This window comes from Pseudomonas frederiksbergensis, from assembly GCF_003732665.1.
Lineage (GTDB): Bacteria > Pseudomonadota > Gammaproteobacteria > Pseudomonadales > Pseudomonadaceae > Aquipseudomonas > Aquipseudomonas frederiksbergensis_G.
In genome coordinates, this window is the sequence record NZ_MOBP01000005.1 from 309,573 (window position 1) to 332,385 (window position 22,813).

22 protein-coding genes are annotated in these 22,813 nt (G+C 60.6%); 13 read left to right on the forward strand and 9 right to left on the reverse strand.

The genetic code is table 11. The features are described 5' to 3' along the window. Positions 1 to 7 precede the first annotated feature (7 nt). Both trmA and BK665_RS09215 read right to left on the reverse strand, forming a co-directional pair. Positions 8 to 1,087 (reverse strand): tRNA (uridine(54)-C5)-methyltransferase TrmA, encoded by a 1,080-nt coding sequence (gene trmA, locus BK665_RS09210; protein WP_123404790.1) that lies wholly within the window; start codon positions 1,085 to 1,087, stop codon positions 8 to 10. After that, complete coding sequence (locus tag BK665_RS09215) at positions 1,084 to 2,379, reverse strand: NCS2 family permease (protein ID WP_123404792.1); 1,296 nt, start codon at positions 2,377 to 2,379, stop codon at positions 1,084 to 1,086. Before BK665_RS09215 ends, trmA begins: the two co-directional genes overlap by 4 nt. A 279-nt stretch (positions 2,380 to 2,658) precedes the next feature. Between BK665_RS09215 and BK665_RS09220 the strand changes: the two genes are divergently transcribed. Next, entirely contained in the window at positions 2,659 to 3,042 is a 384-nt protein-coding gene (locus BK665_RS09220; RefSeq protein WP_259699592.1) for a DUF4879 domain-containing protein, read from the forward strand. 66 nt (positions 3,043 to 3,108) lie between these two features. Continuing rightward, positions 3,109 to 3,660 (forward strand): DJ-1 family glyoxalase III, encoded by a 552-nt coding sequence (locus BK665_RS09225; RefSeq protein WP_123404796.1) that lies wholly within the window; start codon positions 3,109 to 3,111, stop codon positions 3,658 to 3,660. A gap of 6 nt (positions 3,661 to 3,666) precedes the next feature. On the opposite strand, the gene BK665_RS09230 is transcribed toward BK665_RS09225, so the two are convergent. Together BK665_RS09230 and BK665_RS09235 are read right to left on the reverse strand one after the other, a co-directional pair. After that, the gene (locus BK665_RS09230; protein WP_123404798.1) at positions 3,667 to 3,954 is read right to left on the reverse strand and encodes a HigA family addiction module antitoxin; all 288 of its coding nucleotides are present in this window, start codon (positions 3,952 to 3,954) and stop codon (positions 3,667 to 3,669) included. 14 nt (positions 3,955 to 3,968) lie between these two features. Then, a complete protein-coding gene (locus BK665_RS09235; RefSeq protein WP_123404800.1) occupies positions 3,969 to 4,247 on the reverse strand; it encodes a type II toxin-antitoxin system RelE/ParE family toxin in 279 nt (92 codons plus the stop codon). Between the two features lie 193 nt (positions 4,248 to 4,440). Here BK665_RS09235 and BK665_RS09240 point away from each other — a divergent pair, with 193 nt between their 5' ends. Genes BK665_RS09240 through BK665_RS09250 form a run of 3 tightly spaced genes read left to right on the forward strand, consistent with a single transcriptional unit; the run spans position 4,441 to position 8,146 of the window. Further along, entirely contained in the window at positions 4,441 to 4,962 is a 522-nt protein-coding gene (locus BK665_RS09240) for a (2Fe-2S)-binding protein (RefSeq protein WP_123404801.1), read from the forward strand. Beyond that, positions 4,959 to 5,945 carry an FAD binding domain-containing protein gene (locus tag BK665_RS09245; RefSeq protein WP_123404802.1) on the forward strand — a complete coding sequence of 329 codons (987 nt, stop codon included), beginning with the start codon at positions 4,959 to 4,961 and terminating at the stop codon, positions 5,943 to 5,945. Before BK665_RS09240 ends, BK665_RS09245 begins: the two co-directional genes overlap by 4 nt. Further along, on the forward strand, positions 5,945 to 8,146 hold the full coding sequence (locus tag BK665_RS09250; protein WP_123404804.1) for a xanthine dehydrogenase family protein molybdopterin-binding subunit: 2,202 nt from the start codon (positions 5,945 to 5,947) through the stop codon (positions 8,144 to 8,146). The genes BK665_RS09245 and BK665_RS09250 overlap by 1 nt, the downstream gene beginning before the upstream one ends. Here BK665_RS09250 and BK665_RS09255 read toward each other — a convergent pair. Then, positions 8,143 to 9,381 carry an MFS transporter gene (locus tag BK665_RS09255; RefSeq protein ID WP_123404806.1) on the reverse strand — a complete coding sequence of 413 codons (1,239 nt, stop codon included), beginning with the start codon at positions 9,379 to 9,381 and terminating at the stop codon, positions 8,143 to 8,145. The genes BK665_RS09250 and BK665_RS09255 overlap by 4 nt on opposite strands. 489 nt (positions 9,382 to 9,870) lie before the next feature. Here BK665_RS09255 and BK665_RS09260 point away from each other — a divergent pair, with 489 nt between their 5' ends. From BK665_RS09260 to BK665_RS09270, 3 genes are all read left to right on the forward strand, one after another. Further along, entirely contained in the window at positions 9,871 to 11,307 is a 1,437-nt protein-coding gene (locus BK665_RS09260) for a cytochrome ubiquinol oxidase subunit I (protein ID WP_123404808.1), read from the forward strand. A 3-nt stretch (positions 11,308 to 11,310) separates the two neighbouring features. Next, positions 11,311 to 12,318 carry a cytochrome d ubiquinol oxidase subunit II gene (cydB, locus tag BK665_RS09265; protein WP_123404810.1) on the forward strand — a complete coding sequence of 336 codons (1,008 nt, stop codon included), beginning with the start codon at positions 11,311 to 11,313 and terminating at the stop codon, positions 12,316 to 12,318. A 68-nt stretch (positions 12,319 to 12,386) separates the two neighbouring features. Beyond that, positions 12,387 to 12,554: a DUF2474 domain-containing protein gene (locus BK665_RS09270; protein WP_123404812.1), complete on the forward strand. Its 168-nt coding sequence runs from the start codon at positions 12,387 to 12,389 to the stop codon at positions 12,552 to 12,554. A 76-nt stretch (positions 12,555 to 12,630) separates the two neighbouring features. Here BK665_RS09270 and BK665_RS09275 read toward each other — a convergent pair whose 3' ends face one another. Next, positions 12,631 to 13,755, reverse strand: coding sequence for a methyltransferase (locus BK665_RS09275; RefSeq protein WP_123404814.1), 1,125 nt, complete (start codon positions 13,753 to 13,755; stop codon positions 12,631 to 12,633). Positions 13,756 to 13,933: 178 nt separating this feature from the next. Next, complete coding sequence (locus tag BK665_RS09280; RefSeq protein ID WP_123404816.1) at positions 13,934 to 14,647, reverse strand: autoinducer binding domain-containing protein; 714 nt, start codon at positions 14,645 to 14,647, stop codon at positions 13,934 to 13,936. Between the two features lie 345 nt (positions 14,648 to 14,992). Between BK665_RS09280 and BK665_RS09285 the strand changes: the two genes are divergently transcribed. Beyond that, positions 14,993 to 15,769, forward strand: coding sequence for a ferredoxin--NADP reductase (locus tag BK665_RS09285; protein ID WP_123404817.1), 777 nt, complete (start codon positions 14,993 to 14,995; stop codon positions 15,767 to 15,769). A 44-nt stretch (positions 15,770 to 15,813) separates the two neighbouring features. On the opposite strand, the gene mscL is transcribed toward BK665_RS09285, so the two are convergent. Next, positions 15,814 to 16,227, reverse strand: a complete 414-nt coding sequence (gene mscL, locus BK665_RS09290; RefSeq protein ID WP_123404819.1) for a large-conductance mechanosensitive channel protein MscL — start codon at positions 16,225 to 16,227, stop codon at positions 15,814 to 15,816. A gap of 286 nt (positions 16,228 to 16,513) precedes the next feature. On the opposite strand from mscL, the gene BK665_RS09295 reads away from it, so the two are divergent. Genes BK665_RS09295 through radA form a run of 3 tightly spaced genes read left to right on the forward strand, consistent with a single transcriptional unit; the run spans position 16,514 to position 20,083 of the window. Beyond that, complete coding sequence (locus BK665_RS09295) at positions 16,514 to 18,055, forward strand: catalase (RefSeq protein ID WP_123404821.1); 1,542 nt, start codon at positions 16,514 to 16,516, stop codon at positions 18,053 to 18,055. Between the two features lie 60 nt (positions 18,056 to 18,115). After that, complete coding sequence (locus tag BK665_RS09300; protein ID WP_123404823.1) at positions 18,116 to 18,670, forward strand: ankyrin repeat domain-containing protein; 555 nt, start codon at positions 18,116 to 18,118, stop codon at positions 18,668 to 18,670. A 45-nt stretch (positions 18,671 to 18,715) separates the two neighbouring features. Next, positions 18,716 to 20,083 carry a DNA repair protein RadA gene (gene radA / locus BK665_RS09305; RefSeq protein ID WP_123404825.1) on the forward strand — a complete coding sequence of 456 codons (1,368 nt, stop codon included), beginning with the start codon at positions 18,716 to 18,718 and terminating at the stop codon, positions 20,081 to 20,083. Between the two features lie 121 nt (positions 20,084 to 20,204). On the opposite strand, the gene BK665_RS09310 is transcribed toward radA, so the two are convergent. Next, a complete protein-coding gene (locus BK665_RS09310; RefSeq protein ID WP_123404827.1) occupies positions 20,205 to 20,573 on the reverse strand; it encodes a PilZ domain-containing protein in 369 nt (122 codons plus the stop codon). Between the two features lie 160 nt (positions 20,574 to 20,733). Here BK665_RS09310 and BK665_RS09315 point away from each other — a divergent pair, with 160 nt between their 5' ends. Next, positions 20,734 to 22,800: a carbon starvation CstA family protein gene (locus tag BK665_RS09315; RefSeq protein WP_123404829.1), complete on the forward strand. Its 2,067-nt coding sequence runs from the start codon at positions 20,734 to 20,736 to the stop codon at positions 22,798 to 22,800. Positions 22,801 to 22,813 lie beyond the last annotated feature (13 nt).

Here is a 22,813-nt window from a genome sequence, read left to right on the forward strand (position 1 = left end):
CCCGCAATCACCGCCGGGTCAACAACACCCCGGATTCCATGTGATGGGTCCACGGAAACTGGTCAAACATCGCACATTGGGTAATGCGGTGAGTGTCGTGCAACTGGGCGATGTTGGCCGCCAGGGTTTCCGGGTTGCAGGAGATGTACAGGATGTTGTCGAAGCGGCGGGTCAGTTCGCAGGTGTCCGGGTCCATGCCGGCGCGGGGCGGGTCGACGAACACGCTGCCGAACTCGTAGCTCTTGAGGTCGATGCCGTGCAGGCGGCGGAACGGTCGCACTTCGTTCAGGGCTTCGGTCAGCTCTTCGGCGGACAGGCGCACCAGGGTGACGTTATCCACCGCGTTTTCGCTGAGGTTGCTCAGCGCTGCATTGACCGAGCTCTTGCTGATTTCGGTGGCCAGTGCTTTGCGCGCGCGGGTGGCCAGGGGCAGGGTGAAGTTGCCGTTGCCGCAATACAATTCCAGCAGATCGTCGGTGCGATCGCCCATGGCGTCGTAAGCCCAGTTCAGCATTTTCTGGTTCACGGTGCCGTTGGGCTGGGTGAATGCGCCTTCCGGTTGGCGGTAGCTGAAGGTGCGGCCGCCGACGTCGAATTGCTCGACCACGTAGTCCTTTCCGATGACTTCGCGCTTGCCCTTGGAGCGACCGATGATGCTGACGTTCAGGTCTGCCGCCAGTTTCGACGCGGCGGTGTGCCAGTGTTCGTCCAGGGGACGGTGGTAGCACAGGGTGATCATCGCATCGCCGGCCAGGGTGGTCAGGAACTCCACCTGGAACAGCTTGTGGCTCAGGGCCGCGCTCGCTTGCCACGCTGCCTTGAGCTTGGGCATCAGCTCATTGATGCGCAGGCTGGCGATCGGGAACTCTTCGATCAGGATCGGCGTGCGTTTGTCATCCTGGGCAAACATCGCGTAGTGACGGTCGCCGCCTTCGCGCCACAGGCGAAACTCCGCACGCAGGCGGAAGTTTTGCAGCGGCGAGTCGAACACTTCAGGTTCTGGCGCACCGAACGGGGCCAGCAGGTCACGCAAGCGCGTGACCTTTTCTTCGAGCTGTACGGCGTAGGCCTGGGAATCAAAAGTCATGCGTTGAACCAACCCAACTTGATCACAAACAGAATCGACAGAATCACCAGCGCCGGGTTCAGCTCACGGGCACGTCCGGACAGCAACTTGATCACGGTCCAGGCAATGAACCCGAAGGCAATGCCGTTGGCGATGGAATAGGTGAACGGCATGGCCAGGGCGGTGACCACGACCGGTGCGGCGACGGTGATGTCGTCCCAGTCTATTTCCGCCAGGCCGGATGTCATCAGTACGGCGACGAACAGCAGCGCCGGTGCTGTGGCAAACGCCGGAACGCTGGCGGCCAGTGGCGAGAAGAACAGCGCCAGCAGGAACAGGATCGCGACCACGATGGCGGTCAAACCCGTGCGGCCACCGGCGCTCACGCCAGCGGCGGATTCGATGTAACTCGTCGTAGTCGAAGTGCCCAGCAGCGAACCGGCCATGGCCGCGGTGCTGTCGGCGATCAGGGCCCGGCCCATTTTCGGCATGTGGCCGTCCTTGCCCATCAGGCCGGCGCGCTTGGCGACGCCGATCAGAGTGCCGGAGTTGTCGAACAGGTCAACGAACAGGAAGGCGAAGATCACGCTGACCAGACCGATGTCCAGGGCGCCCTTGATGTCCAGTTGCAGGAAGGTCGGGGCCAGGGACGGTGGCATCGACATCACGCCGCCGAACGCGGTGAAGCCCATCACGATGGAAACAATGGTCACCACCAGGATGCCGATCAGTACCGCGCCGCGAACCTTCAGGGCTTCGAGGGCGACGATCAAGGCAAAACCGAGGGTCGCGAGGATCGGTGCCGGTTGTTTCAGGTCACCGAGGCCGACCATGGTCGCCGGGTTGCTGACCACGATGCCGGCGTTGTGCAGGGCGATCAGCGCCAGGAACAGGCCGATACCGGCGGCGATCGCCGAGCGCAGGGGCAGCGGGATGCTATTGATGATCCATTCACGGATGCGGAAGATCGACAGCAGGAAGAAGCACACGGCCGAAATGAACACCGCGCCCAGCGCCACTTGCCAGGTATGGCCCATGTGCAGGACCACGGTGTAGGTGAAAAAGGCGTTCAGGCCCATGCCCGGCGCGAGGGCGATCGGGTAGTTGGCGATCAGGCCCATCACCGTCGAGCCGAAGGCCGCGGCCAGGCACGTGGCGACAAACACCGCGCCCTTGTCCATGCCGGTCTCGCCGAGGATGCTCGGGTTGACGAACAGAATGTAGGCCATGGCCAGGAAGGTCGTGACGCCCGCAAGAATCTCGGTGCGCACATTGGTGTTGTGTGCCTTGAGTTGAAACAGCCTTTCCAGCATGTCTGCTCCCCGTGGCGCGCAGTGCGCCGTGAATGTATCGACCTCAACAGCAAAGCACAGACTGCCCAGGGCACCCGGAATTTTCTGTGGGTCGGAAAAAGCCGCGCATCATACCAGCAGCGTGGGGTAATGGCTGCGATCGTCGGCGATGTTTTGCCGTTCGCTGAACTGAGCCATACTGCGCGCCTGTTTGGGGGAGGGGTCATGGTGGGCATCAAGGGCAATATCGTGCGGTCTGCGGGTCTGTTTTTCGCGTTGCTGGCCAGTGTGCCGGCGGTGATGGCGGCATCGGCACCACCGTTGAGCAACGTTCAGGTGCTCAAGGTGCAGTCGGCGGCGTGTGGCATTGAAAACATCTCGCCTGGGCAAGCGCAGACGACGTGCAATCACGGCGGGGCGAATATCAAGGTGTACGTGCTGGAGATGGGTTATGGCCGCACGCCGACCGTCCAGCTCGACGGTTTCAATCTCAAAGGGGCGCAAACCAATGTCTGCGCCTACGACAACGGCAACCCGACGCAATGCACCAGCACCCAGACGAGGGTTGTCGGCAAGCTGTACATCTTTGATCTGGGCGACAGGCAGGAAGGGACATTCACCTTCAGTAACCGCTCGATAAACGGCGGGGGCGACGCGGTTTCGACGCAGCTTTACATCAAGTAACGGCCAGCGCGAACAAGGAGCACTAAAGCTGACTACGCTTTAAGGATCATCCTGCGGACCGTGCCCATGACCTTTAGAGCCCTGATTACCCTCGCCGAGGGCATCGATGACCTGCAATGCGTGACCCTGATCGACGTGCTGCGCCGCGCCCAAGTCGAAGTGGTGGTGGCCAGCATCGAAGGCCGGCGCATGCTCACCTCCGCTCGCGGCACTCGCCTGACCGCCGACGCCATGCTCGTGGACCTGCTGGCCCAACCCTTCGACCTGATCGCCCTGCCCGGCGGTGCCGTTGGCGCGCAACACCTGGCCGCCCATCAACCCCTGCAACAACTGATCAAGGACCAGGCCGCCGCCGGTCGCCTGTTCGCCGGCGTCGCCGAAGCCCCGGCCGTGGCGCTGCAAGCCTTTGGTGTGTTGCGTCAACGGCGCATGACTTGCCTGCCGTCCGTCAGCCATCAATTGTCCGGCTGCACCTTCGTCGATCAACCGGTGGTGGTCGATGGCAACTGCATCACCGCCCAAGGCTCCGGCGCAGCGTTGCCGTTTGCGCTGGCGCTGGTGGAAGCGCTATGCGGTAAAACCGTACGGGCAGCGGTGGCGGGGGAGTTGTTGGTTTAGAACGGCTCAGGCATGAACAGCAATGGGATCGATGGCCGGTTGCTCACGATGTTCCGCCTGCCAGAGGTCGTAGTCGATTTGAACACCTAGCCACATTCTGGCTTTACCGATGCCTGCCCGTTCCAGACGTACCGCCAGGTCCGGGCTGATTGGCGCGTGGCCATGCAGCACCCTGGAAAGATGTGGCCGCGCAAATCCGAGATGGCGGGCCAGTTCTGTGACGCTGATGCCAAGCTCGGGTAAGACGTCCTGCAACAATGTTTCGCCAGGGTGCGGCGGGTTGTGCATGGGCATGGTCCTGCCTCCTGTCAGTGATAGTCCAGATAGTCGACCAGTTCGATATCCGAGCCAATAAAACGAAAAATAACCCGCCAGTTCCCCGAAACGCTGAGCGACCAATATTCGGCCAGCTCGCCCTTTAACGGATGTAAGCGCCATCCCGGAAGATCAAGGTCGCCGGGCACCACTGCGCGGTCCATGAACTGCAGCATTCGGGACAGACGTTTCGCATGGTCTGCGCGAATCCCACGAGTCGAACCGGTTTCATAGAAGCCTCGAAGGCCTTTGTGCTGAAAGGATTTGATCATGGGGGAAGTGTAAGGCGATACATTACACTCGATGCGGTATCTATGTATCGCACTTGGTCGGCACATTTGTGCTTTGAGTGGTATTGCGCCACAGATCAATTCCTTTGAACGCCCATCCCACCCTCGAAGTCGTACCCCTTATGACGGCGGTTAGCCAAAACGCCGCGAATGTACGACCAACCGTGAGGTGTTTATGAGCGCGATCATTTCCGACGCTGCGCCGTCGGTGTTCACCCGTCATCCGCTGCGCCTGCGGCTCAACGGCCAGGTCCGTGAGCTTGTTGTGCTGCCGTGGACCACGCTGCTGGACCTGCTGCGCGAGCAATTGGACCTGGTGGGCACCAAGAAGGGTTGCGACCACGGCCAGTGCGGGGCTTGTACGGTGCTGCTCAACGGCAAGCGGGTGAATGCCTGCCTGACCCTGGCGGTGATGTGCGACGGGGCCGAGTTGACCACCATCGAAGGCCTGGCCGACGGCGAAGCGCTGCACCCGATGCAGCAAGCTTTTATCAAGCACGATGCCTTTCAATGCGGCTATTGCACGCCGGGGCAGATTTGCTCGGCGGTGGGGCTGGTCAATGAAGGCCGGGCGCAGACCAGCGAGCAGATCAAGGAACTGATGAGCGGTAACCTCTGCCGTTGTGGCGCCTACAGCAATATCCGCGATGCCATTGAAGACGCGTTGCCTGCGTGCCAGCAAGGAGGTGGCCAATGAATCCCTTCCACTACAGCAGACCCAATTCGGTCGAGGACGCTGTGCACCTTGCCGGTCCCGCATCACGCTTCATCGCCGGCGGTACGAATCTTCTGGATTTGATGAAGGAAAACCTCACCCGCCCCGAACACCTGATCGACATCACCGGCCTGCCGCTGCGTGAGGTCACGGAAACGGCGAAGGGCGGGTTGCTGATCGGTGCATTGGTCAGCAACGCTGATCTGGCCTGGCACCCGCTGATCGAGCAACGTTATCCGCTGTTGTCCCAAGCCATCCTGGCCGGCGCCTCGCCGCAATTGCGCAACATGGCCAGTACCGGCGGCAATCTATTGCAACGCACGCGCTGCTATTACTTCTACGACGCCAATGTGCCCTGTAATAAGCGCGAACCCGGCAGTGGCTGCCCGGCGCGGGATGGGTTGAACCGGATTCACGCGATCTTTGGCGCCAGTGCGCAATGCGTCGCTACTCACCCGTCGGACATGTGCGTGGCTTTGGCGGCACTGGAAGCGGTGGTGCATGTGCAAGGTCGTAATGGCTCAAGAACCCTCGAGTTTGCCGACTTCCACCGTTTGCCCGGCGACAGCCCCGAGCGCGATAACCACTTGGCCGACGATGAGCTGATCACCGCCATCGAATTGCCCGCCGCCGGTTTTGCCGAGCACAGTCACTACCTGAAAATTCGTGATCGGGCGTCTTACGCCTTCGCCCTGGTTTCGGTGGCCGCTGCGCTGGAATTCACCGGGCCGGTAATTCGCGAAGCACGGTTGGTGCTTGGTGGCGTGGCGCACAAACCCTGGCGCGACGAGGCGGTGGAGAATTGGCTGGTGGGCAAATCGGCCACTCGCGAAACCTTCGTTGCCGCCGCCGATGCCTTGTTGCAACACGCCCAGCCGCTGGAACACAACGCGTTCAAAGTCACCCTGGCACGCCGCGCGATCATCCGCGCCTTGAGCGATGCCGCGCAGGGAGTGCAAGCCTGATGAATACGTTCACCCTACCGATGGGCCAGCCGCTGGACCGGGTCGATGGTCCTCTCAAAGTCACCGGCCAGGCTCGTTATGCCGGGGAGTTTCCCGAGGATGGCTTGCTGCATGGCAGCGTGGTGTCCAGTCGCATTGCCAGCGGGCGGGTGCTCAGCATCGACACATCCCAGGCCCTTGCATTACAAGGTGTGGTCGCGGTGATTGATCACACGAACCGCCCGAAGATCGCCAGTTACGACAAAGACTACGAAGATGCCGACTCCGCCGAGGGCTCGCCGTTTCGCCCGTTGTACAACGATCGGGTGTTGTACAGCGGCCAGCCGTTGGCCATGGTGGTGGCGGATAACCTGGAACTGGCGCGGTATGCCGGCTCATTGATAACCATTGAATATGAGGCCGAACCGCATCAGACCGATCTGCTGAGCCTGCAAGACGAAGCCCGTCCGGCACCCGCCGAAGTCCCCAAACCCCGTGGGAATTTTCAGGCCGAATTTGCCGGCGCGGCCATGAGCCTGGATCTGAACTACAGCACCCCCATCGAGCATCACAACCCGATGGAACCCCACGCCAGTACCGTGCTGTATCAGGCCGACGGTAGCCTGCACATCCACGACAAGACCCAGGGGCCGCAGAACTGTCAGTCCTACGTGCAAAAGGTCTTTGGATTACAGAAAGAGCAGGTCAGGATTTTTGCCGCTTATGTCGGCGGGGCGTTCGGTTCCGGCCTGCGTCCGCAATATCAACTGCCGCTGGCGGTGATGGCGGCGCTGCACCTCAAGCGTTCCGTTCGCGTGACGTTGACGCGCCAGCAGATGTTCACCTTCGGTTATCGCCCCCGGACCTTGCAGCGTTTGCAGTTGGGCGCGGCCGCCAATGGGCGTTTGCTCGCGCTGGCACACACCGCCATCGGCCAGACCTCGCGTTTCGAGGATTTCACCGAACACGTGGTGGAGTGGAGCGGCATGCTCTATCACTGCGACAACGTGCAACTGACCTACAAACTGGTGCCGCTGGACGTTTTCACGCCGTTGGACATGCGGGCCCCGGGCGCGGCGTTGGGGTTGATTGGTCTTGAATGTGCGATGGACGAACTGGCCTGCGCCCTGGCCATTGATCCAGTGCAACTGCGCCTGATCAACTATTGCGAACGCAACCAGAACGAAGACAAACCCTATTCCAGCAAGGAGCTGCGCGAGTGCTACGCCCAGGGTGCGAAGCGCTTTGGCTGGGAGCAGCGTGATCCGGAGCCGCGCAGCATGCGCCAGGGCCGGCAACTGGTCGGTTGGGGCATGGCCGGTGGTGTCTGGGAGGCCATGCAAATGAAGGCCAGCGCCAAGGCATCGCTCAATCACCAGGGCCAACTCACCGTCAGCAGCGCGACCACCGACATCGGCACCGGAACCTACACGGTGATGACGCAAATCGCCGCCCAGGCGTCAGGCGTTTCGCTGAAGGATGTCACCTTTGTCCTCGGCGACTCTTCATTGCCCACCGCGCCGTTGCAGGGTGGCTCGTTTACCGTTTCATCCGTGGGCACGGCGGTGCAGCAGGCCTGTGAAGCCTTAAAGGAAAAACTGCTCGCGGTGGCCCGGCAAACCCATCCGGCGTTCGGCGGCGCCACCCTGGAACAGGCGACGTTCGAAGAAGGGCAGTTGTCCTGCGGCGAGGCACGGGTCTCGCTGGCCGAACTCGCCAGAGACAGCGGCTTCGAGAATCTGGAAGTTCAGGTCGATGCCGAACCTGACAAAAAGCGCGAAGCCTACGCCACCGCTACCCATTCGGCGGTGTTTGTCGAAGTGTTGGTCGATGAAGATTTAGGTACGGTGAAGGTCAATCGAGTGGTCAGCGCCATCGCCGCCGGCCGGGTGATCAATCCGAAAATGGCCCGCAGCCAGATTCTCGGCGGCGTGGTGTGGGGCATCGGCATGGCATTGCACGAAGAGACGCAGACCGACCACGCTCTGGGCCGCCACATGAACCACAGCCTGGCGGAGTACCACATCCCGGTAAATGCCGATATCGGCGACATTGACGTGCTGTTCGTCGAAGAACACGACCCGATCGTCAACGCCCTCGGGTCCAAGGGTGTGGGCGAGATCGGCATCGTCGGGGTAGCGGCGGCAGTGGCCAATGCGATCTATCACGCTACCGGCAAACGGGTGCGGGACTTCCCGATCACCCTGGATAAATTGCTCTAGACCTTGGCTTCTTCCTTGGCCACATGCATGCGGTCGCGGTTGGCCAGGGTCGGGAAGAGTTTGATCCAGGTGCCGGTCACCACCAGGGTGCCGATGCCGCCCATGACCACCGCCGGCACGGTGCCGAACCAGTGGGCGGTGAGGCCGGATTCGAACTCGCCCAACTGGTTCGAAGCGCCGATGAACAGGCCATTCACGGCGCTGACCCGGCCACGCATTTCGTCCGGGGTTTCCAGTTGCACGAAGGAGGCGCGGATCACCATGCTGATCATGTCCGCCGCGCCCAGCACCACCAGTACCGCCAGGGAAAACCAGAACGAGGTGGACAAGCCGAAGGCGATGGTCGCCACGCCGAACACGCCGACGGCGGTGAACATCACCCGTCCGACTTTGCGTTCCACGGCAAACCGCGCCAGGAACAGCGACATCAATAGCGCCCCCACCGCTGGCGCTGAACGTAGCAGGCCCAGGCCCCAGGGGCCGGTCAGCAGAATGTCCTTGGCAAATACCGGCAGCAACGCCGTCGCGCCGCCCAGCAGCACGGCGAACAGGTCCAGGGAAATCGCCCCGAGGATATCCGGGCGGCTGCGGATGAAACGAATCCCGGCCAGCAGCGAATCCATGGTCGCCTTGCCTTTGTTCAGCGGCGTCTGCCGGGCCGGCAAGTTGAGCATCAGGCAGCAGGCGATGATGTACAGCACCACCGTCGGCCCGTAGACCCAGACACTGCCGAAGGCGTAGAGCAAACCGCCGAGTGCCGGGGCGACGATGGTGGCCGATTGCTGCGCCGATTGTGCGGCGGCCACCGCCCGGGGAAACAAGGCACTGGGCACGATGCTCGGCAGCAAAGCCTGGGTGGTCGGCATTTCGAAGGAGCGGGCGGCGCCGAGCAGGAAGGCGAGGATGAAGATCATTTCCCGGGTGACATGATCGGTGGCGCTGCCAATGGCCAGGGACAGGGCGATCAAGGCTTGCAAGGACTGGCAGATTGCCGCGACTTTGCGTCGGTCGTAACGGTCGGCGACATGCCCGGTGTGCAGCATGAACAGCACCCGCGGGGCGAACTCGACCAACCCCACCAGCCCCAGATCCAGCACGTTGCCGGTCAATTGGTACAGGTTCCAGCCAATGGCCACGGTGAGCATCTGAAAACCGCTGGCTGTGAACACCCGGGCCAGCCAGAACGCAATGAAAGGACGGTGATGACGTAACAGCAGGGGCGCTTGGCTGGGCATCTGAAGGCAGGTCTTGAGCGAGGGAAGGGTTGAGACTATCACCAAGCTGTAACAAGAAGTTGCGCTGACAAAAAATTTAGGTAGCTAGACATCGATCTCGAAAACACCGGAATCCCCCTGTGGGAGCGGGCTTGCTCGCGAAAGCGGTGTATCAGTCGATATCAATTTGCCGGAACCACCGCTTTCGCGAGCAAGCCCGCTCCCACAGGTTATGTGTTGCAGCCCGTGACCAAACCCGTGAGGCAACCTGTCACGCGGCAAAAGACCACACCGTCCATCGTCAAAAATGGGACTACTCTTTCAACGTTGCTTGATCCAGATCAATACCCCACAAGGAATTGATCCGGCGGCCAGACGGCCAGACTCCCTACGTTGTGATGTTGGTAAAAAAAGAACGAATTCGAATTCGCCACACTCCATATCCGTGGGGGCAGAGTGGGTGCAGGGTCATAAGCCCTTCAGCCGGTATTACCTGACAGAGGAAGACTTATGTTCGGTTTGGAGGCACTTGATCTCGCCCGGATGCAGTTCGCGTTCACCATCTCGTTCCACATCCTGTTCCCGGCCATCACCATTGGCCTGGCGAGTTACCTGGCGGTACTTGAAGGCCTGTGGCTCAAAACCCACAACGACACTTACCGCGATCTGTACCACTTCTGGTCGAAGATCTTTGCCGTGAACTTCGGCATGGGCGTGGTCTCCGGCCTCGTCATGGCCTATCAGTTCGGCACCAACTGGAGTCGTTTTTCCGACTTCGCCGGCTCCGTCACCGGGCCGCTGCTGACCTATGAAGTGCTCACGGCATTCTTCCTCGAAGCCGGTTTCCTCGGCGTGATGCTGTTCGGCTGGAACAAGGTCGGACGCAAGTTGCACTTCTTCGCCACCGTCATGGTCGCCATCGGCACGCTGATCTCGACCTTCTGGATTCTCGCCTCCAATAGCTGGATGCAAACCCCCCAGGGCTTTGAAATCGTCAACGGCCAGGTGATTCCGACCGACTGGCTGGCGGTGATCTTCAACCCCTCGTTCCCCTATCGCCTGATGCACATGGCCACGGCGGCGTTCGTCGCGACCGCGTTCTTCGTCGGCTCCTCGGCGGCCTGGCACTTGCTGCGCGGCAAAGACAACCCGGCGATCCGCACCATGCTCTCGATGGCGATGTGGATGGCGTTGATCGTCGCGCCGATCCAGGCTGTGATCGGCGACTTCCACGGCCTCAATACCCTTGAGCATCAACCGGCGAAAATCGCCGCGATCGAAGGCCACTGGGAAAACGTCGGCGACGAACCGACCCCGTTGATCCTGTTCGGCTGGCCGGACATGAAAGCCGAGAAGACCAAATTCGCGGTCGAGATTCCGTACCTCGGCAGCCTGATCCTCACGCACTCCCTGGACAAACAGGTGCCGGCGCTCAAGGACTTCCCGCCTGAAGACCGGCCGAATTCGACCATTGTGTTCTGGTCGTTCCGGATCATGGTCGGCCTGGGCTTCCTGATGATCTTCACCGGTTTGTGGAGCCTGTGGTTGCGCAAACGCGACAGGCTGTACACCTCGCGGCCGTTCCTGTACCTGGCGTTGTGGATGGGACCGTCCGGCCTGATCGCGATCCTTGCCGGTTGGTTCACCACGGAAATCGGCCGTCAGCCGTGGGTGGTCTACGGGCTGATGCGCACGGCGGATGCGTCCTCCAACCATAGCTTCATGCAGATGAGCATTACGCTGGTGCTGTTCGTGGTGGTGTATTTCGCGCTGTTCGGCACCGGCCTGGGCTACATGATGCGCCTGGTGCGCAAAGGGCCGAAGATCGACGAGGGCAAGGAAACCAATGAGGGTGGTCCCGGGCAGAAACGCACGCCGGCCCGTCCGTTGTCCGCGGCCGACGACGATCACGCCGATGCCGACCACACCACGACCAAGGAGATTTGAATCATGGGTATTGATCTTCCGCTGATCTGGGCCGTGATCATCATCTTCGGCATCATGATGTACGTGGTCATGGACGGCTTCGACCTGGGCATCGGGATTCTCTTCCCGTTCATCCCGGGCAAGAGCGACCGTGACGTGATGATGAACACTGTCGCGCCGGTCTGGGACGGCAACGAAACCTGGCTGGTACTGGGCGGCGCGGCGTTGTTCGGCGCCTTCCCGCTGGCCTATTCGGTGGTGTTGTCGGCGCTGTACCTGCCGCTGATCTTCATGCTGATCGGCCTGATCTTCCGGGGCGTGGCGTTCGAGTTTCGCTTCAAGGCCAAGGACGACAAGCGTCACTGGTGGGACAAGGCGTTTATCGGTGGCTCGGTGGCGGCGACGTTCTTCCAGGGCGTGGCGCTGGGGGCGTTTATCGACGGGTTACCGGTGGTCAATCGCCAGTTCGCCGGTGGCTCGCTGGACTGGTTGACGCCGTTCACCCTGTTCTGCGGCTTGGCGCTGGTGGTGGCTTATGCACTGCTCGGCTGCACCTGGCTGATCATGAAGACCGAAGGCAAGTTGCAGGAGCAGATGCACGACCTGGCGCGGCCCTTGGCGTTCGTGGTGTTGGCGGTGATTGGCATCGTCAGCATCTGGACCCCGCTGGCCCACGCCGAGATCGCGGCGCGCTGGTTCACCCTGCCGAATCTGTTCTGGTTCCTGCCGGTGCCGATCCTGGTGTTGGTGACCATGTACGGTCTGATCCGTGCCGTGGCCCGCAACGCGAACTACACACCGTTCCTGCTGACCCTGGTGTTGATCTTCCTTGGCTACAGTGGCTTGGGCATCAGCCTGTGGCCGAACATCGTGCCGCCGTCGATCTCGATCTGGGACGCCGCCGCGCCGCCGCAAAGCCAGGGCTTCATGCTGGTGGGCACGCTGTTCATCATCCCGTTCATCCTGGGCTACACCTTCTGGAGCTACTACGTGTTCCGCGGCAAGGTCACCCACGAAGACGGTTACCACTAGTAGGAGCAAAGCTTGCTCGCGATGGCGGCCAGCCCAGGCGCCATCACTCTTAAAGAGAGGATTGAGTCATGTCCACCAAACCCACCCTGCACGACATCGAACAGGCCGAAAAAAAGCCGCTGTGGCAGCGGCTCGGATGGTTGGCGATGATCTGGACTGGCAGCGTCGTGGCGCTGTTTATCGTGGCCAGCCTGATGCGCATGTTCATGAATGCCGCGGGCCTGACCACCCACTGAAACACCGTGATTCCCATCCCGTGCCTTGCGGCGCGGCTTCGTAACCCTCCTGGTGGAGGGTTTTTTTTCGGCCGGGTTATTTACGGGCCTTGAGAATGACGAATTTCGGCGTGGCCGCCACTTGCTCGACGCCGCGGAACAACCGCGCCAGTTTGCTGTGATAACCCAGGTGACGGTTGCCGACGATGTACAACGCGCCACCGACCACCAGCGCTTCGCGTGCTTGCTGGAACATGCGCCAGGCCAGGAAGTCGCCGACCACTTGCTGTTGGTGGAACGGCGGATTGCACAGCACCACGTCCAGGGATTGCGCTTCCTGACCCGCCAGGCCATCACCGGCACGGACGATCGCTTCCCGCTCACCCAGCGCCGCACGCCAGTTCTCGCGAGCCGATTGCACCGCCATGAACGACTCGTCCACCAGCGTGTACTGAGCTTCCGGGTTTTGCAGGGCACTGGCGATGGCCAGCACACCGTTACCGCAACCCAGATCCGCCACCCGCGCCGCGCCGAGGTTCTTCGGCAGGTGCGGCAAGAACGCCCGGGAGCCAATGTCCAGCCCTTCACGACAGAACACATTGGCGTGATTGAGCAGTTCGATGGCAGGCTCATCGAGCAGATAGCGGGACGGGTAGGGCGAGACGGCCGGTGTTTTGGTTTCGGGCGTGGCGATCAGCAACCGCGCTTTCTTGACTGCCAGCGAGGCTTGTACCGGGCCGATGTAGCGCTCCAGCAAATCCCCGGCGGCGCGGGGCAGGTGCTTGACCATCGCTGCTGCAATCACCTGGGCACCCGGCGCCAGTTGGCCTTGCAGGCGAATCAATTGTTCTTCCAGCAAGGCCAGGGTTTTCGGTACGCGGATCAGCACCCGGTCAAACGGCCCGACGAAGGCTTCATTGGCCGGTACGCTCGGCACGGCGTCGAACGCCTGGCCATTGCGGATCAGGTTCTTTTCCAGGCCCTGGAAGGCCAGGAACGAGTCGCCGCTGCTGACCACTTGGACCTTGCCCGCCAGGCTGGCGGCCAATGCGCCGAAGCTATCGTTGAGCACCAGCACGCGAATATCCGCCGTCGGTTGCTGCTCGGCCAGGTGATTGAGCAGGTATTCGTCGGCGGCATCGAAGGCTTGCAGCGGTTCGTTCTGCTGTTCGGGCTGGCGGATCAGGTCGAGTCGGGCGAAAGGTGTTTCGAGCAAAGGCATGGGGCGGGGGGCTCTGGATGATCAACGGGTGTCCCGCAGCCCTGGGGCGGTGTAGCGGGCGGAACCGACCGAGTGGACTTCGGCGTGGATTTTTCACACGTCATCACTCAGGCAGGATCGCAAATGGTACGTTTTTTTCTATTGGATTACTCGCAGGTTTTCTTTGAGCCCCGTGGTCTCAGATGACGCCAACCCTGGCTGCCTTGATCACGGCGGCGATCTTGTTGCAGACCCCGAGCTTCTCGATGGCCCGGTGAACATGGAAATTCACGGTGCGCTCGCTCAGGCTGAGGATCCGGGCAATCTCGTAGGCGGTCTTGCCGTCAGCCGACAGTTTCAAGACCTCGACTTCCCGGGGGGAGAGCGGCGGCGTGCTGGGTCTCGGGATTTTTTTCGGCAGGGTCTGTGCGGCCAGGGCGTGCAGGTGATGGCCGATGAACAGCATAAAGCCGAGGTTTTCATACAACTCATACGCCGTAATCGGGCAATGGCTTCTAGCCAGGCTCAGGATGCTGCACAGACCGCTTTCTTCATCAAGGAACGATTGCGACCAACCATGTTGCAGTCCTTGTTCTTGCAAGGCTTGCCACAGCCAGGGTGTCTGGGAAAAGACGTCTGCGGACCACAGGATCGGCAACGTTGATTGATTGCAGTGAGCCACTATCGGGTCGATGTCACCGAATTTATTTTGTTCATATTGCATATTCCAGTCGTGGGGGAAGTTGTTTCGGTTGAGGGCGTTATCGTGTGTGCCTACCGCTTTTGAAGTCATTGAAAAAGAGCAAAATTTGAAACCGAGGTTCTTGACGAAATTAAGTGCAAGCGGGTAAGCGATGTCGATTTCTTTGGTGCATGACAGTTGCGTTAACTGTGATTCCTTCCATATTTCCATTTTGTATCTCCATCACCGTTCCTCTGGGGTGCTGATTGGATCCAAGATCCTGCACGAAAACGAGTGTAGGACTATTCCTACTCAGACGCTCCGATTTTTTTGCTCTTTGGAATGCCTTGGAGTGCAGTATCAGTTCTTAAATGTGTAACTCTGGCGTACCACGTCCGCTGTTAAATTCGTCAAGTGAATAGTGTTTTTTTCTTGTCTGGTGGCAAATTAGTGTCAGTTACATAAATAAGAATAACTATTGAAAAAATAACCACTGCCTAAAGCCACTACAAACCACCGGTGTTTAACAGGCCGGCTTTGCGGGACACTGGCCTCACCTGTCCAATGGAGTGCCCCATGACCGCCAGTGCAGAAAAATTCACACGCCAGACCCTGCTCGATGTTCAGCCACTGACTCCGAGCCTGTTCACCCTGCGCACTACCCGGGATTCGGGGTTCCGCTTTCGTGCGGGGCAATTCGCTCGACTGGGCGTAACCAAACCCGACGGCAGTACGGTGTGGCGCGCCTATTCCATGGTCTCTTCGCCCTATGACGAGTTTCTTGAGTTCTTCTCCATCGTGGTGCCGGGGGGCGAGTTCACCAGTGAGCTGAGTCGCCTGCAAGTCGGCGATACGCTGCTGGTGGAGCGGCAGGCCACGGGCTATCTGACCCTGGATCGGTTCGTCGATGGCCGGGACTTGTGGTTGTTATCCACAGGCACCGGGGTGGCGCCGTTCCTGTCAATCCTGCAGGATTTCGAGGTGTGGGAAAAATTCGAACGCATCATCCTGGTCTACAGCGCGCGCGAAGGCCGTGAACTGGCTTATCAGGACCTGATCGCGGGGCTGGCACAGCGCGACTACCTGGCCGAACATGCGCACAAACTGCAATTCATCCCCACCGTCACCCGCGAGCAGACGCCCGGCGTGCTCAATGGACGGATTACCACCCTGATTGAAAATGGCGAGCTGGAGCGGGCAGCGAGGCTGGCGCTGACGCCCGAGCATTCGCGGGTGATGATCTGTGGCAACCCGCAGATGATCGATGACACGCGCAAATTGCTCAAAGAGCGGGACATGAACCTGAGCTTAAGCCGCCGGCCCGGACAGGTGGCGGTGGAAAACTACTGGTAAAAAAACGGCGCCCCGCAGGCGCCGTTTTCAGTGCAACACAACCGTCAAGGCCGGTCGTTCTGGGCCTTGAGCAGATCGCGGATTTCGCTCAGCAGCTCTTCTTCCTTGGTCGGGACCGGCGGCAGGGTCGGTGCCACGGCCTCTTCGCGCTTGAGGCGGTTGATGGCCTTGACGCCCATGAAGATCGCGAAGGCGACGATCACGAAGTCGATCATGCTCTGGATAAACTTGCCGTACGCCAACACCACTGCCGGGATGTTGCCGTCGGCGGCCTTGAGCGTGATGGCCAGGTCGCTGAAATCCACCCCACCGATCAGCAGGCCGATAGGCGGCATGACCACGTCGCCGACAAACGACGAAACGATCTTGCCGAACGCGGCGCCGATGATGATACCGACGGCCATATCGACCACATTGCCTTTGACCGCGAAGGCCTTGAACTCGTTAAGCACGCCCATAGGTTATTTCCTTGTTACAGATGAGGTTGGTGAACGCAGTGTAAATCAGCAAAACGCATCTCGCTCGACACAACTGCTTACATGGCTTGCCTGTTATCGACCGGCCCGGCGCCGGAAAGTTTACAAAAGGCCATCATTCGCGCGCGGTTACCCCCTCTAGACCGGCCCTTCCAGCATCTTTTGCCTATCGTCCCGGTGTGGCATTTCTATTTAGGTTTTGGGCGGCCGGTCACTAGCCTCTGCTGAGCGCACCTGGATGCGCTTTATAAAATCAGAGGAAACTCCTATGACTACTTCCCTTGGCCTCGGGGCTTTTCCCCATCGCCGCGCCCTCGGCGTTTTGAGCGTCGGCCTGCTGTCCTTTTCCGTGAGCGCCGCCACCCTGACCCGGGATAACGGTGCCGCCGTCGGCGACAACAAGAACTCGCAAACCGCCGGCGCCACAGGCCCGGTGCTGCTGCAAGACGTGCAACTGATCCAGAAACTCCAGCGTTTCGACCGCGAACGCATTCCTGAGCGGGTGGTGCATGCCCGTGGCACCGGCGCCCATGGCACCTTCACCGTGACCGATGACCTCAGCGACCTGACCAAGGCCAAAGTGTTCGCCGGTGGCCAGAGCACGCCGGTGTTCGTGCGTTTCTCGGCGGTGGTGCACGGCAACCATTCCCCGGAAACCCTGCGTGACCCGCGTGGTTTCGCCACCAAGTTCTACACGGCGGACGGCAACTGGGACCTGGTCGGCAACAATTTCCCGACCTTCTTCATCCGCGACGCCATCAAGTTCCCGGACATGGTCCACGCGTTCAAGCCGGACCCGCGCACCAACCTCGACGACGATTCCCGTCGCTTCGATTTCTTCTCCCATGTACCGGAGGCCACTCGCACCCTGACCGAGTTGTATTCCAACTCCGGGACCCCGGCCAGTTATCGGGAGATGGATGGTAATGGTGTACACGCCTATAAGTTGGTGAATGCCAAAGGCGAAGTGCATTACGTGAAGTTTCACTGGAAAAGTTTGCAGGGGATTAACAATCTCGATCCAAAGGCTGTCGTCAAAGTTCAAGGTCAAGACTACAGTCATATGACCAACGATTTGGTGACTCATATAAACAAGGGCGACTTCCCGAAGTGGGACTTGTACGTGCAAGTTGTAAATCCTCAAGACTTGTACAAGTTTGATTTCGATCCTTTGGATGCAACGAAGATTTGGCCGGGTATTCCTGAACGCAAGGTTGGACAAATGGTGTTGAACCGTAATCCGGCGAATGTATTCCAGGAAACCGAACAAGTCGCCATGGCACCCGCCAATCTGGTTCCCGGTATAGAGCCTTCGGAAGATCGGTTGTTACAGGGGCGAGTGTTCTCCTATGCCGATACTCAGATGTATCGCCTGGGGCCTAATGCCCTGCAACTGCCGATCAATGCGCCCAAGGTGGCGGTGAACAACGGTAACCAGGATGGCGCCATGAACAGCGGCGCCAGCAGCACTGGCGTGAATTACCAGCCAAGCCGTCTGCTGCCGCGTGAGGAGCCGCAAACCGCACGCTACAGCCAGTCGGCGCTTTCGGGCAGCACCCAGCAGGCGAAGATCCAGCATGAGCAGAACTTCAAGCAGGCCGGCGACTTGTATCGCTCGTTCAGCCAGAAGGAACGCCAGGACCTGATCGACAGCTTCGGCGGCTCGCTCGCCACCACGGACGACGAGAGCAAGCACATCATGCTGTCGTTCCTCTATAAGGCCGATCCGGAATACGGCACCGGCGTGACCAAAGTCGCCAAGGGTGACCTGGCCCGGGTCAAGGCACTGGCGGCCAAACTGGTCGACTGATCCCGTTTGCCTGAAACGCGGGGCCTCGTTCGAGGCCCCGTCTGACCAAGGAGCCTTCCCATGCGTTTCTATTTCTTCCTGTTGCTGGCAGCCCTGTCGCCCGGCGTGTTCGCCGAATCGGCGGCAAATGTCACGAAAGACCCCGCCGCGCTCAAAGCGCAACTGCAGGATTACTACTTCGATGCTGCCCGCCGTGGCGACGTGCCGATGCTCGAGACCTTCATCGAGGCCGGTTACTCCCTCGATACCCGTGACGAAAAGGGCTACACCGCGCTGATTCTGGCGGCCTATCACGGCCAAAGCGCGGCTGTGGACCGTTTGCTTGCCGCCGGCGCCGATGCCTGCGCTCAGGATCAGCGTGGCAACACGGCGCTGATGGGCGCCATTTTCAAAGGCGAAATACAGATCGCCCGAACTTTGATGGCCACCCATTGCAGCCCCGACCAACGCAACGGCGCCGGGCAGACGGCGGCGATGTATGCCGGGTTGTTCAACCGTGTCGAGTTGCTGGACGCGCTCAAGGCCAAGGGTGCCGACCTGAATGCCGAAGATCCGCTGGGCAATAGCGCCGCGCGTCTGGCCAGCGGCGAAATCCGCAACGCCGCGCCGCGCTGATCCGGTCCGGCTGCGCTATCATCGCGGTTTTTGCCGGGAGTTCAGATGGCCAAGGCCAAGCGCATGTACGGCTGCACCGAGTGCGGCTCAACCTTCCCCAAGTGGGCCGGCCAGTGCGGCGAGTGCGGGGCCTGGAATACGCTGACCGAAACCATGGTCGAGAGCGGCGGGGCGGCGGCGCCCAGCGGTCGCACCGGCTGGACCGGCCAGCAGGCGCAGATCAGGACCCTGGCCGAAGTCAGTGTCGAAGAGATTCCGCGTTTTTCTACGGCGTCCAGCGAACTTGATCGCGTGCTCGGCGGCGGCCTGGTGGACGGCTCGGTGGTGTTGATCGGCGGTGATCCCGGCATCGGCAAGTCGACCATTTTGTTGCAAACCTTGTGCAACCTCGCCAAGAGCATGCCGGCGCTGTACGTCACCGGCGAAGAATCCCAGCAACAAGTGGCCATGCGCGCCCGTCGTCTCGGCTTGCCCCAGGACAAGCTGCGGGTGATGACCGAAACCTGCATCGAAACCATCATTGCCACGGCCCGGCAGGAAAAGCCCAAGGTCATGGTGATCGACTCGATCCAGACGATTTTCACCGAGCAACTGCAATCGGCACCCGGCGGCGTCTCCCAGGTTCGCGAAAGCGCGGCGTTGCTGGTGCGCTATGCCAAGCAGAGCGGCACGGCGATTTTCCTGGTGGGCCATGTGACCAAGGAAGGCGCATTGGCCGGCCCGCGTGTTCTGGAGCACATGGTTGACACCGTGCTGTATTTCGAAGGCGAATCCGATGGGCGTTTGCGCCTGCTGCGGGCGGTGAAAAACCGGTTTGGCGCGGTGAACGAACTGGGCGTGTTCGGCATGACTGACAAGGGGCTGAAAGAAGTCTCCAACCCGTCGGCGATTTTTCTGACCCGTGCCCAGGAAGAAGTCCCGGGCAGTGTCGTGATGGCGACGTGGGAAGGCACCCGGCCGATGTTGGTCGAGGTGCAAGCCTTGGTGGATGACAGTCACTTGGCCAACCCGCGTCGGGTCACCCTGGGCCTGGATCAGAACCGTTTGGCCATGCTGCTGGCGGTGTTGCACCGTCATGGCGGCATTCCGACCCACGATCAGGACGTGTTTCTCAACGTGGTCGGCGGGGTGAAAGTGCTGGAAACGGCTTCCGACCTGGCGCTGATGGCCGCAGTGATGTCGAGCCTGCGCAACAAGCCGCTGCCCCACGATCTGTTGGTGTTTGGCGAGGTGGGGTTGTCCGGCGAAGTGCGCCCGGTGCCGAGTGGTCAGGAACGCCTGAAAGAAGCGGCCAAACACGGCTTCAAACGCGCCATCGTGCCCAAGGGCAATGCACCGAAGGAAGCGCCGCCGGGGTTGCAGATTATTGCCGTGACCCGACTGGAACAGGCGCTCGACGCACTCTTCGAATAACCCACAAATACCTTGTGGGAGCGAGCCTGCTCGCGAAAGCGGTCTGTCAGTCGACTTAAATGTTGAATGCACGACCGCATTCGCGAGCAGGCTCGCTCCCACAGTGGAATTGCGGGTGGCTTCAGACCTCGATCAAGGCACCCAACTCGCGCTCCAACTCTTGCGGATCGCCCAGGTTGAATTCAATCAACCGCCGCAAACGCTCGATGGATTCCAGGCTGATGTGTTTGCAGACGAACCCGAGCTGACCGTGATCATCGTGGGTCAACGTCACGTCCATCTTGATCTCGACATCTGTATTCAGATGAATATCGAGCAGGAAATGCCAATCCGGATTGCCCAGCCACGGCTCGGGTTTTTCGATCAGCGCGCCCTTGAGCGACAGGTCGATCAGCTTCACCGGCCAGGTGAGTCCGTCCTGGCTCAGCTCGGTTCGGGCGTCGAACGCAAAACGTTTGAAGCGGCGGCGCTCGGCAGGGTGGTCGCTCATGGCGCAATCCTCGTGAAGGTTGCCTGACTATAGACCTGCATCGACAATCGCTGCCAGCACAGTGATGGCTCTCGACCAATGTCGGACTATGGTCTTTGGCGCCAGTAGAGCTAAACTCGGGGTGGCTGTCTTTCTTGTCCACCCTGGCTGGAATAAAAAAATGAAAAATAATAATAGCCTGCTACGCCATCTACCCTGGCTGCTGCTGGCAATCGTAGGAGCGTGCGCCCTGGGCGTAGTGGCATTGCGCCGAGGCGAGGCGATCAACGCCTTGTGGATTGTGGTCGCGGCCGTGGCCATTTATCTGGTCGCCTATCGTTACTACAGTCTGTTTATCGCCAACAATGTGATGCAGCTCGACCCGCGCCGGGCCACCCCCGCCGTGCTCAACAATGATGGCCTGGACTACGTCCCGACCAACAAACACATCCTCTTCGGTCACCACTTCGCGGCCATTGCTGGCGCGGGGCCGTTGGTCGGTCCGGTGCTGGCGGCGCAGATGGGTTACCTGCCCGGTACGCTGTGGCTGATTGCCGGCGTGGTACTGGCCGGTGCGGTGCAGGACTTCATGGTCCTGTTCATGTCTACCCGCCGCAACGGTCGCTCCCTGGGCGATATGGTCCGCGAAGAAATGGGCCGCATCCCCGGCACCATCGCGCTGTTTGGCTGCTTCCTGATCATGATCATCATCCTCGCGGTGCTGGCGCTGATCGTGGTCAAAGCCCTGGCCGAGAGCCCATGGGGTATTTTCACGGTGATGGCGACCATCCCGATCGCGATGTTCATGGGCATCTACATGCGCTACATCCGCCCGGGCCGCATCGGTGAAATCTCCGTGGTCGGCGTGTTGCTGCTGCTGGGTTCGATCTGGCTGGGCGGGCAGATTGCCGCCGACCCGTACTGGGCCAAGGCGTTCAGCTTCACGGGCGTGCAGATTACGTGGATGCTGGTCGGCTACGGTTTCGTCGCTGCTTCGTTGCCGGTGTGGCTGATTCTGGCGCCCCGTGACTACCTCTCTACCTTCCTGAAAATCGGCACCATCATCGCCCTGGCGATCGGGATTCTGGTGACCATGCCCGAGCTGAAAATGCCGGCATTGACCCAGTTCATCGATGGCACCGGGCCGGTGTGGAAGGGCGGTTTGTTCCCGTTCCTGTTCATCACCATTGCCTGCGGCGCGGTCTCGGGTTTCCACGCGTTGATCTCTTCCGGCACCACGCCGAAGCTGCTGGATAACGAAGTCAATTCCCGCTACATCGGCTACGGCGCGATGTTGATGGAATCCTTCGTCGCCATCATGGCCATGGTTGCCGCCTCGGTGATCGAGCCGGGCGTGTACTTCGCCATGAACAGCCCGGCTGCGGTGGTCGGTGGTGACGTAGTCGCCGTGGCGCAAACCGTCAGCAGCTGGGGCTTTGCAATTACCCCGGAAGCGCTGCAAGCGGTGGCCCATGACATCGGTGAAACCACCATCCTCGCCCGTGCCGGCGGTGCGCCGACCCTGGCGGTCGGTATCGCGCAGATCCTGCACAGCGTGCTGCCGGGTGAAAACACCATGGCGTTCTGGTATCACTTCGCGATCCTGTTTGAAGCGCTGTTCATCCTGACGGCGGTAGACGCCGGTACGCGTGCCGGACGCTTCATGCTCCAGGACTTGCTCGGCTCCTTCGTGCCCTCGCTCAAACGCACGGAATCCTGGACCGCCAACCTGATCGCCACTGCCGGTTGTGTGGCGATGTGGGGTTGGTTGCTGTACCAAGGCGTGATCGACCCGTTGGGCGGGATCAACACCTTGTGGCCGCTGTTCGGTATCTCCAACCAGATGCTCGCCGGTATCGCGCTGATGCTTGCCACGGTTGTGCTGATCAAAATGAAACGCCAACGCTACATCTGGGTGACCCTGATGCCTGCCGCGTGGCTGCTGATCTGCACCACCACCGCCGGTTTCATCAAGCTGTTCGACGCCAACCCGGCGATCGGCTTCCTGTCTCTGGCGAAAAAATACAGCGATGCCCTGGCCAACGGCCAGATCCTCGCTCCGGCCAAGGACATTACGCAGATGCAGCACGTGATCTTCAACGCCTACACCAACGCAACGCTGACGGCGCTATTCCTGTTTGTGGTATTCAGCATCCTGTTCTATGCGCTCAAGGTCGGTATCTCGGCTTGGGGTACAAAAGAGCGCACGGATAAAGAAGCACCGTTCCAGGCTTTGCCGGACGCGTAACTGAGGATTGCAA

Excerpts from the sequence above, each read along its gene's own strand:
- trmA (WP_123404790.1), bottom strand. The coding sequence starts at position 1,087 with ATGACTTTTGATTCCCAGGCCTACGCCGTACAGCTCGAAGAAAAGGTC.
- BK665_RS09215 (WP_123404792.1), bottom strand. The coding sequence starts at position 2,379 with ATGCTGGAAAGGCTGTTTCAACTCAAGGCACACAACACCAATGTGCGC.
- BK665_RS09220 (WP_259699592.1), top strand. The coding sequence starts at position 2,659 with ATGGCGGCATCGGCACCACCGTTGAGCAACGTTCAGGTGCTCAAGGTG.
- BK665_RS09225 (WP_123404796.1), top strand. The coding sequence starts at position 3,109 with ATGACCTTTAGAGCCCTGATTACCCTCGCCGAGGGCATCGATGACCTG.
- BK665_RS09230 (WP_123404798.1), bottom strand. The coding sequence starts at position 3,954 with ATGCCCATGCACAACCCGCCGCACCCTGGCGAAACATTGTTGCAGGAC.
- BK665_RS09235 (WP_123404800.1), bottom strand. The coding sequence starts at position 4,247 with ATGATCAAATCCTTTCAGCACAAAGGCCTTCGAGGCTTCTATGAAACC.
- BK665_RS09240 (WP_123404801.1), top strand. The coding sequence starts at position 4,441 with ATGAGCGCGATCATTTCCGACGCTGCGCCGTCGGTGTTCACCCGTCAT.
- BK665_RS09245 (WP_123404802.1), top strand. The coding sequence starts at position 4,959 with ATGAATCCCTTCCACTACAGCAGACCCAATTCGGTCGAGGACGCTGTG.
- BK665_RS09250 (WP_123404804.1), top strand. The coding sequence starts at position 5,945 with ATGAATACGTTCACCCTACCGATGGGCCAGCCGCTGGACCGGGTCGAT.
- BK665_RS09255 (WP_123404806.1), bottom strand. The coding sequence starts at position 9,381 with ATGCCCAGCCAAGCGCCCCTGCTGTTACGTCATCACCGTCCTTTCATT.
- BK665_RS09260 (WP_123404808.1), top strand. The coding sequence starts at position 9,871 with ATGTTCGGTTTGGAGGCACTTGATCTCGCCCGGATGCAGTTCGCGTTC.
- cydB (WP_123404810.1), top strand. The coding sequence starts at position 11,311 with ATGGGTATTGATCTTCCGCTGATCTGGGCCGTGATCATCATCTTCGGC.
- BK665_RS09270 (WP_123404812.1), top strand. The coding sequence starts at position 12,387 with ATGTCCACCAAACCCACCCTGCACGACATCGAACAGGCCGAAAAAAAG.
- BK665_RS09275 (WP_123404814.1), bottom strand. The coding sequence starts at position 13,755 with ATGCCTTTGCTCGAAACACCTTTCGCCCGACTCGACCTGATCCGCCAG.
- BK665_RS09280 (WP_123404816.1), bottom strand. The coding sequence starts at position 14,647 with ATGGAAATATGGAAGGAATCACAGTTAACGCAACTGTCATGCACCAAA.
- BK665_RS09285 (WP_123404817.1), top strand. The coding sequence starts at position 14,993 with ATGACCGCCAGTGCAGAAAAATTCACACGCCAGACCCTGCTCGATGTT.
- mscL (WP_123404819.1), bottom strand. The coding sequence starts at position 16,227 with ATGGGCGTGCTTAACGAGTTCAAGGCCTTCGCGGTCAAAGGCAATGTG.
- BK665_RS09295 (WP_123404821.1), top strand. The coding sequence starts at position 16,514 with ATGACTACTTCCCTTGGCCTCGGGGCTTTTCCCCATCGCCGCGCCCTC.
- BK665_RS09300 (WP_123404823.1), top strand. The coding sequence starts at position 18,116 with ATGCGTTTCTATTTCTTCCTGTTGCTGGCAGCCCTGTCGCCCGGCGTG.
- radA (WP_123404825.1), top strand. The coding sequence starts at position 18,716 with ATGGCCAAGGCCAAGCGCATGTACGGCTGCACCGAGTGCGGCTCAACC.
- BK665_RS09310 (WP_123404827.1), bottom strand. The coding sequence starts at position 20,573 with ATGAGCGACCACCCTGCCGAGCGCCGCCGCTTCAAACGTTTTGCGTTC.
- BK665_RS09315 (WP_123404829.1), top strand. The coding sequence starts at position 20,734 with ATGAAAAATAATAATAGCCTGCTACGCCATCTACCCTGGCTGCTGCTG.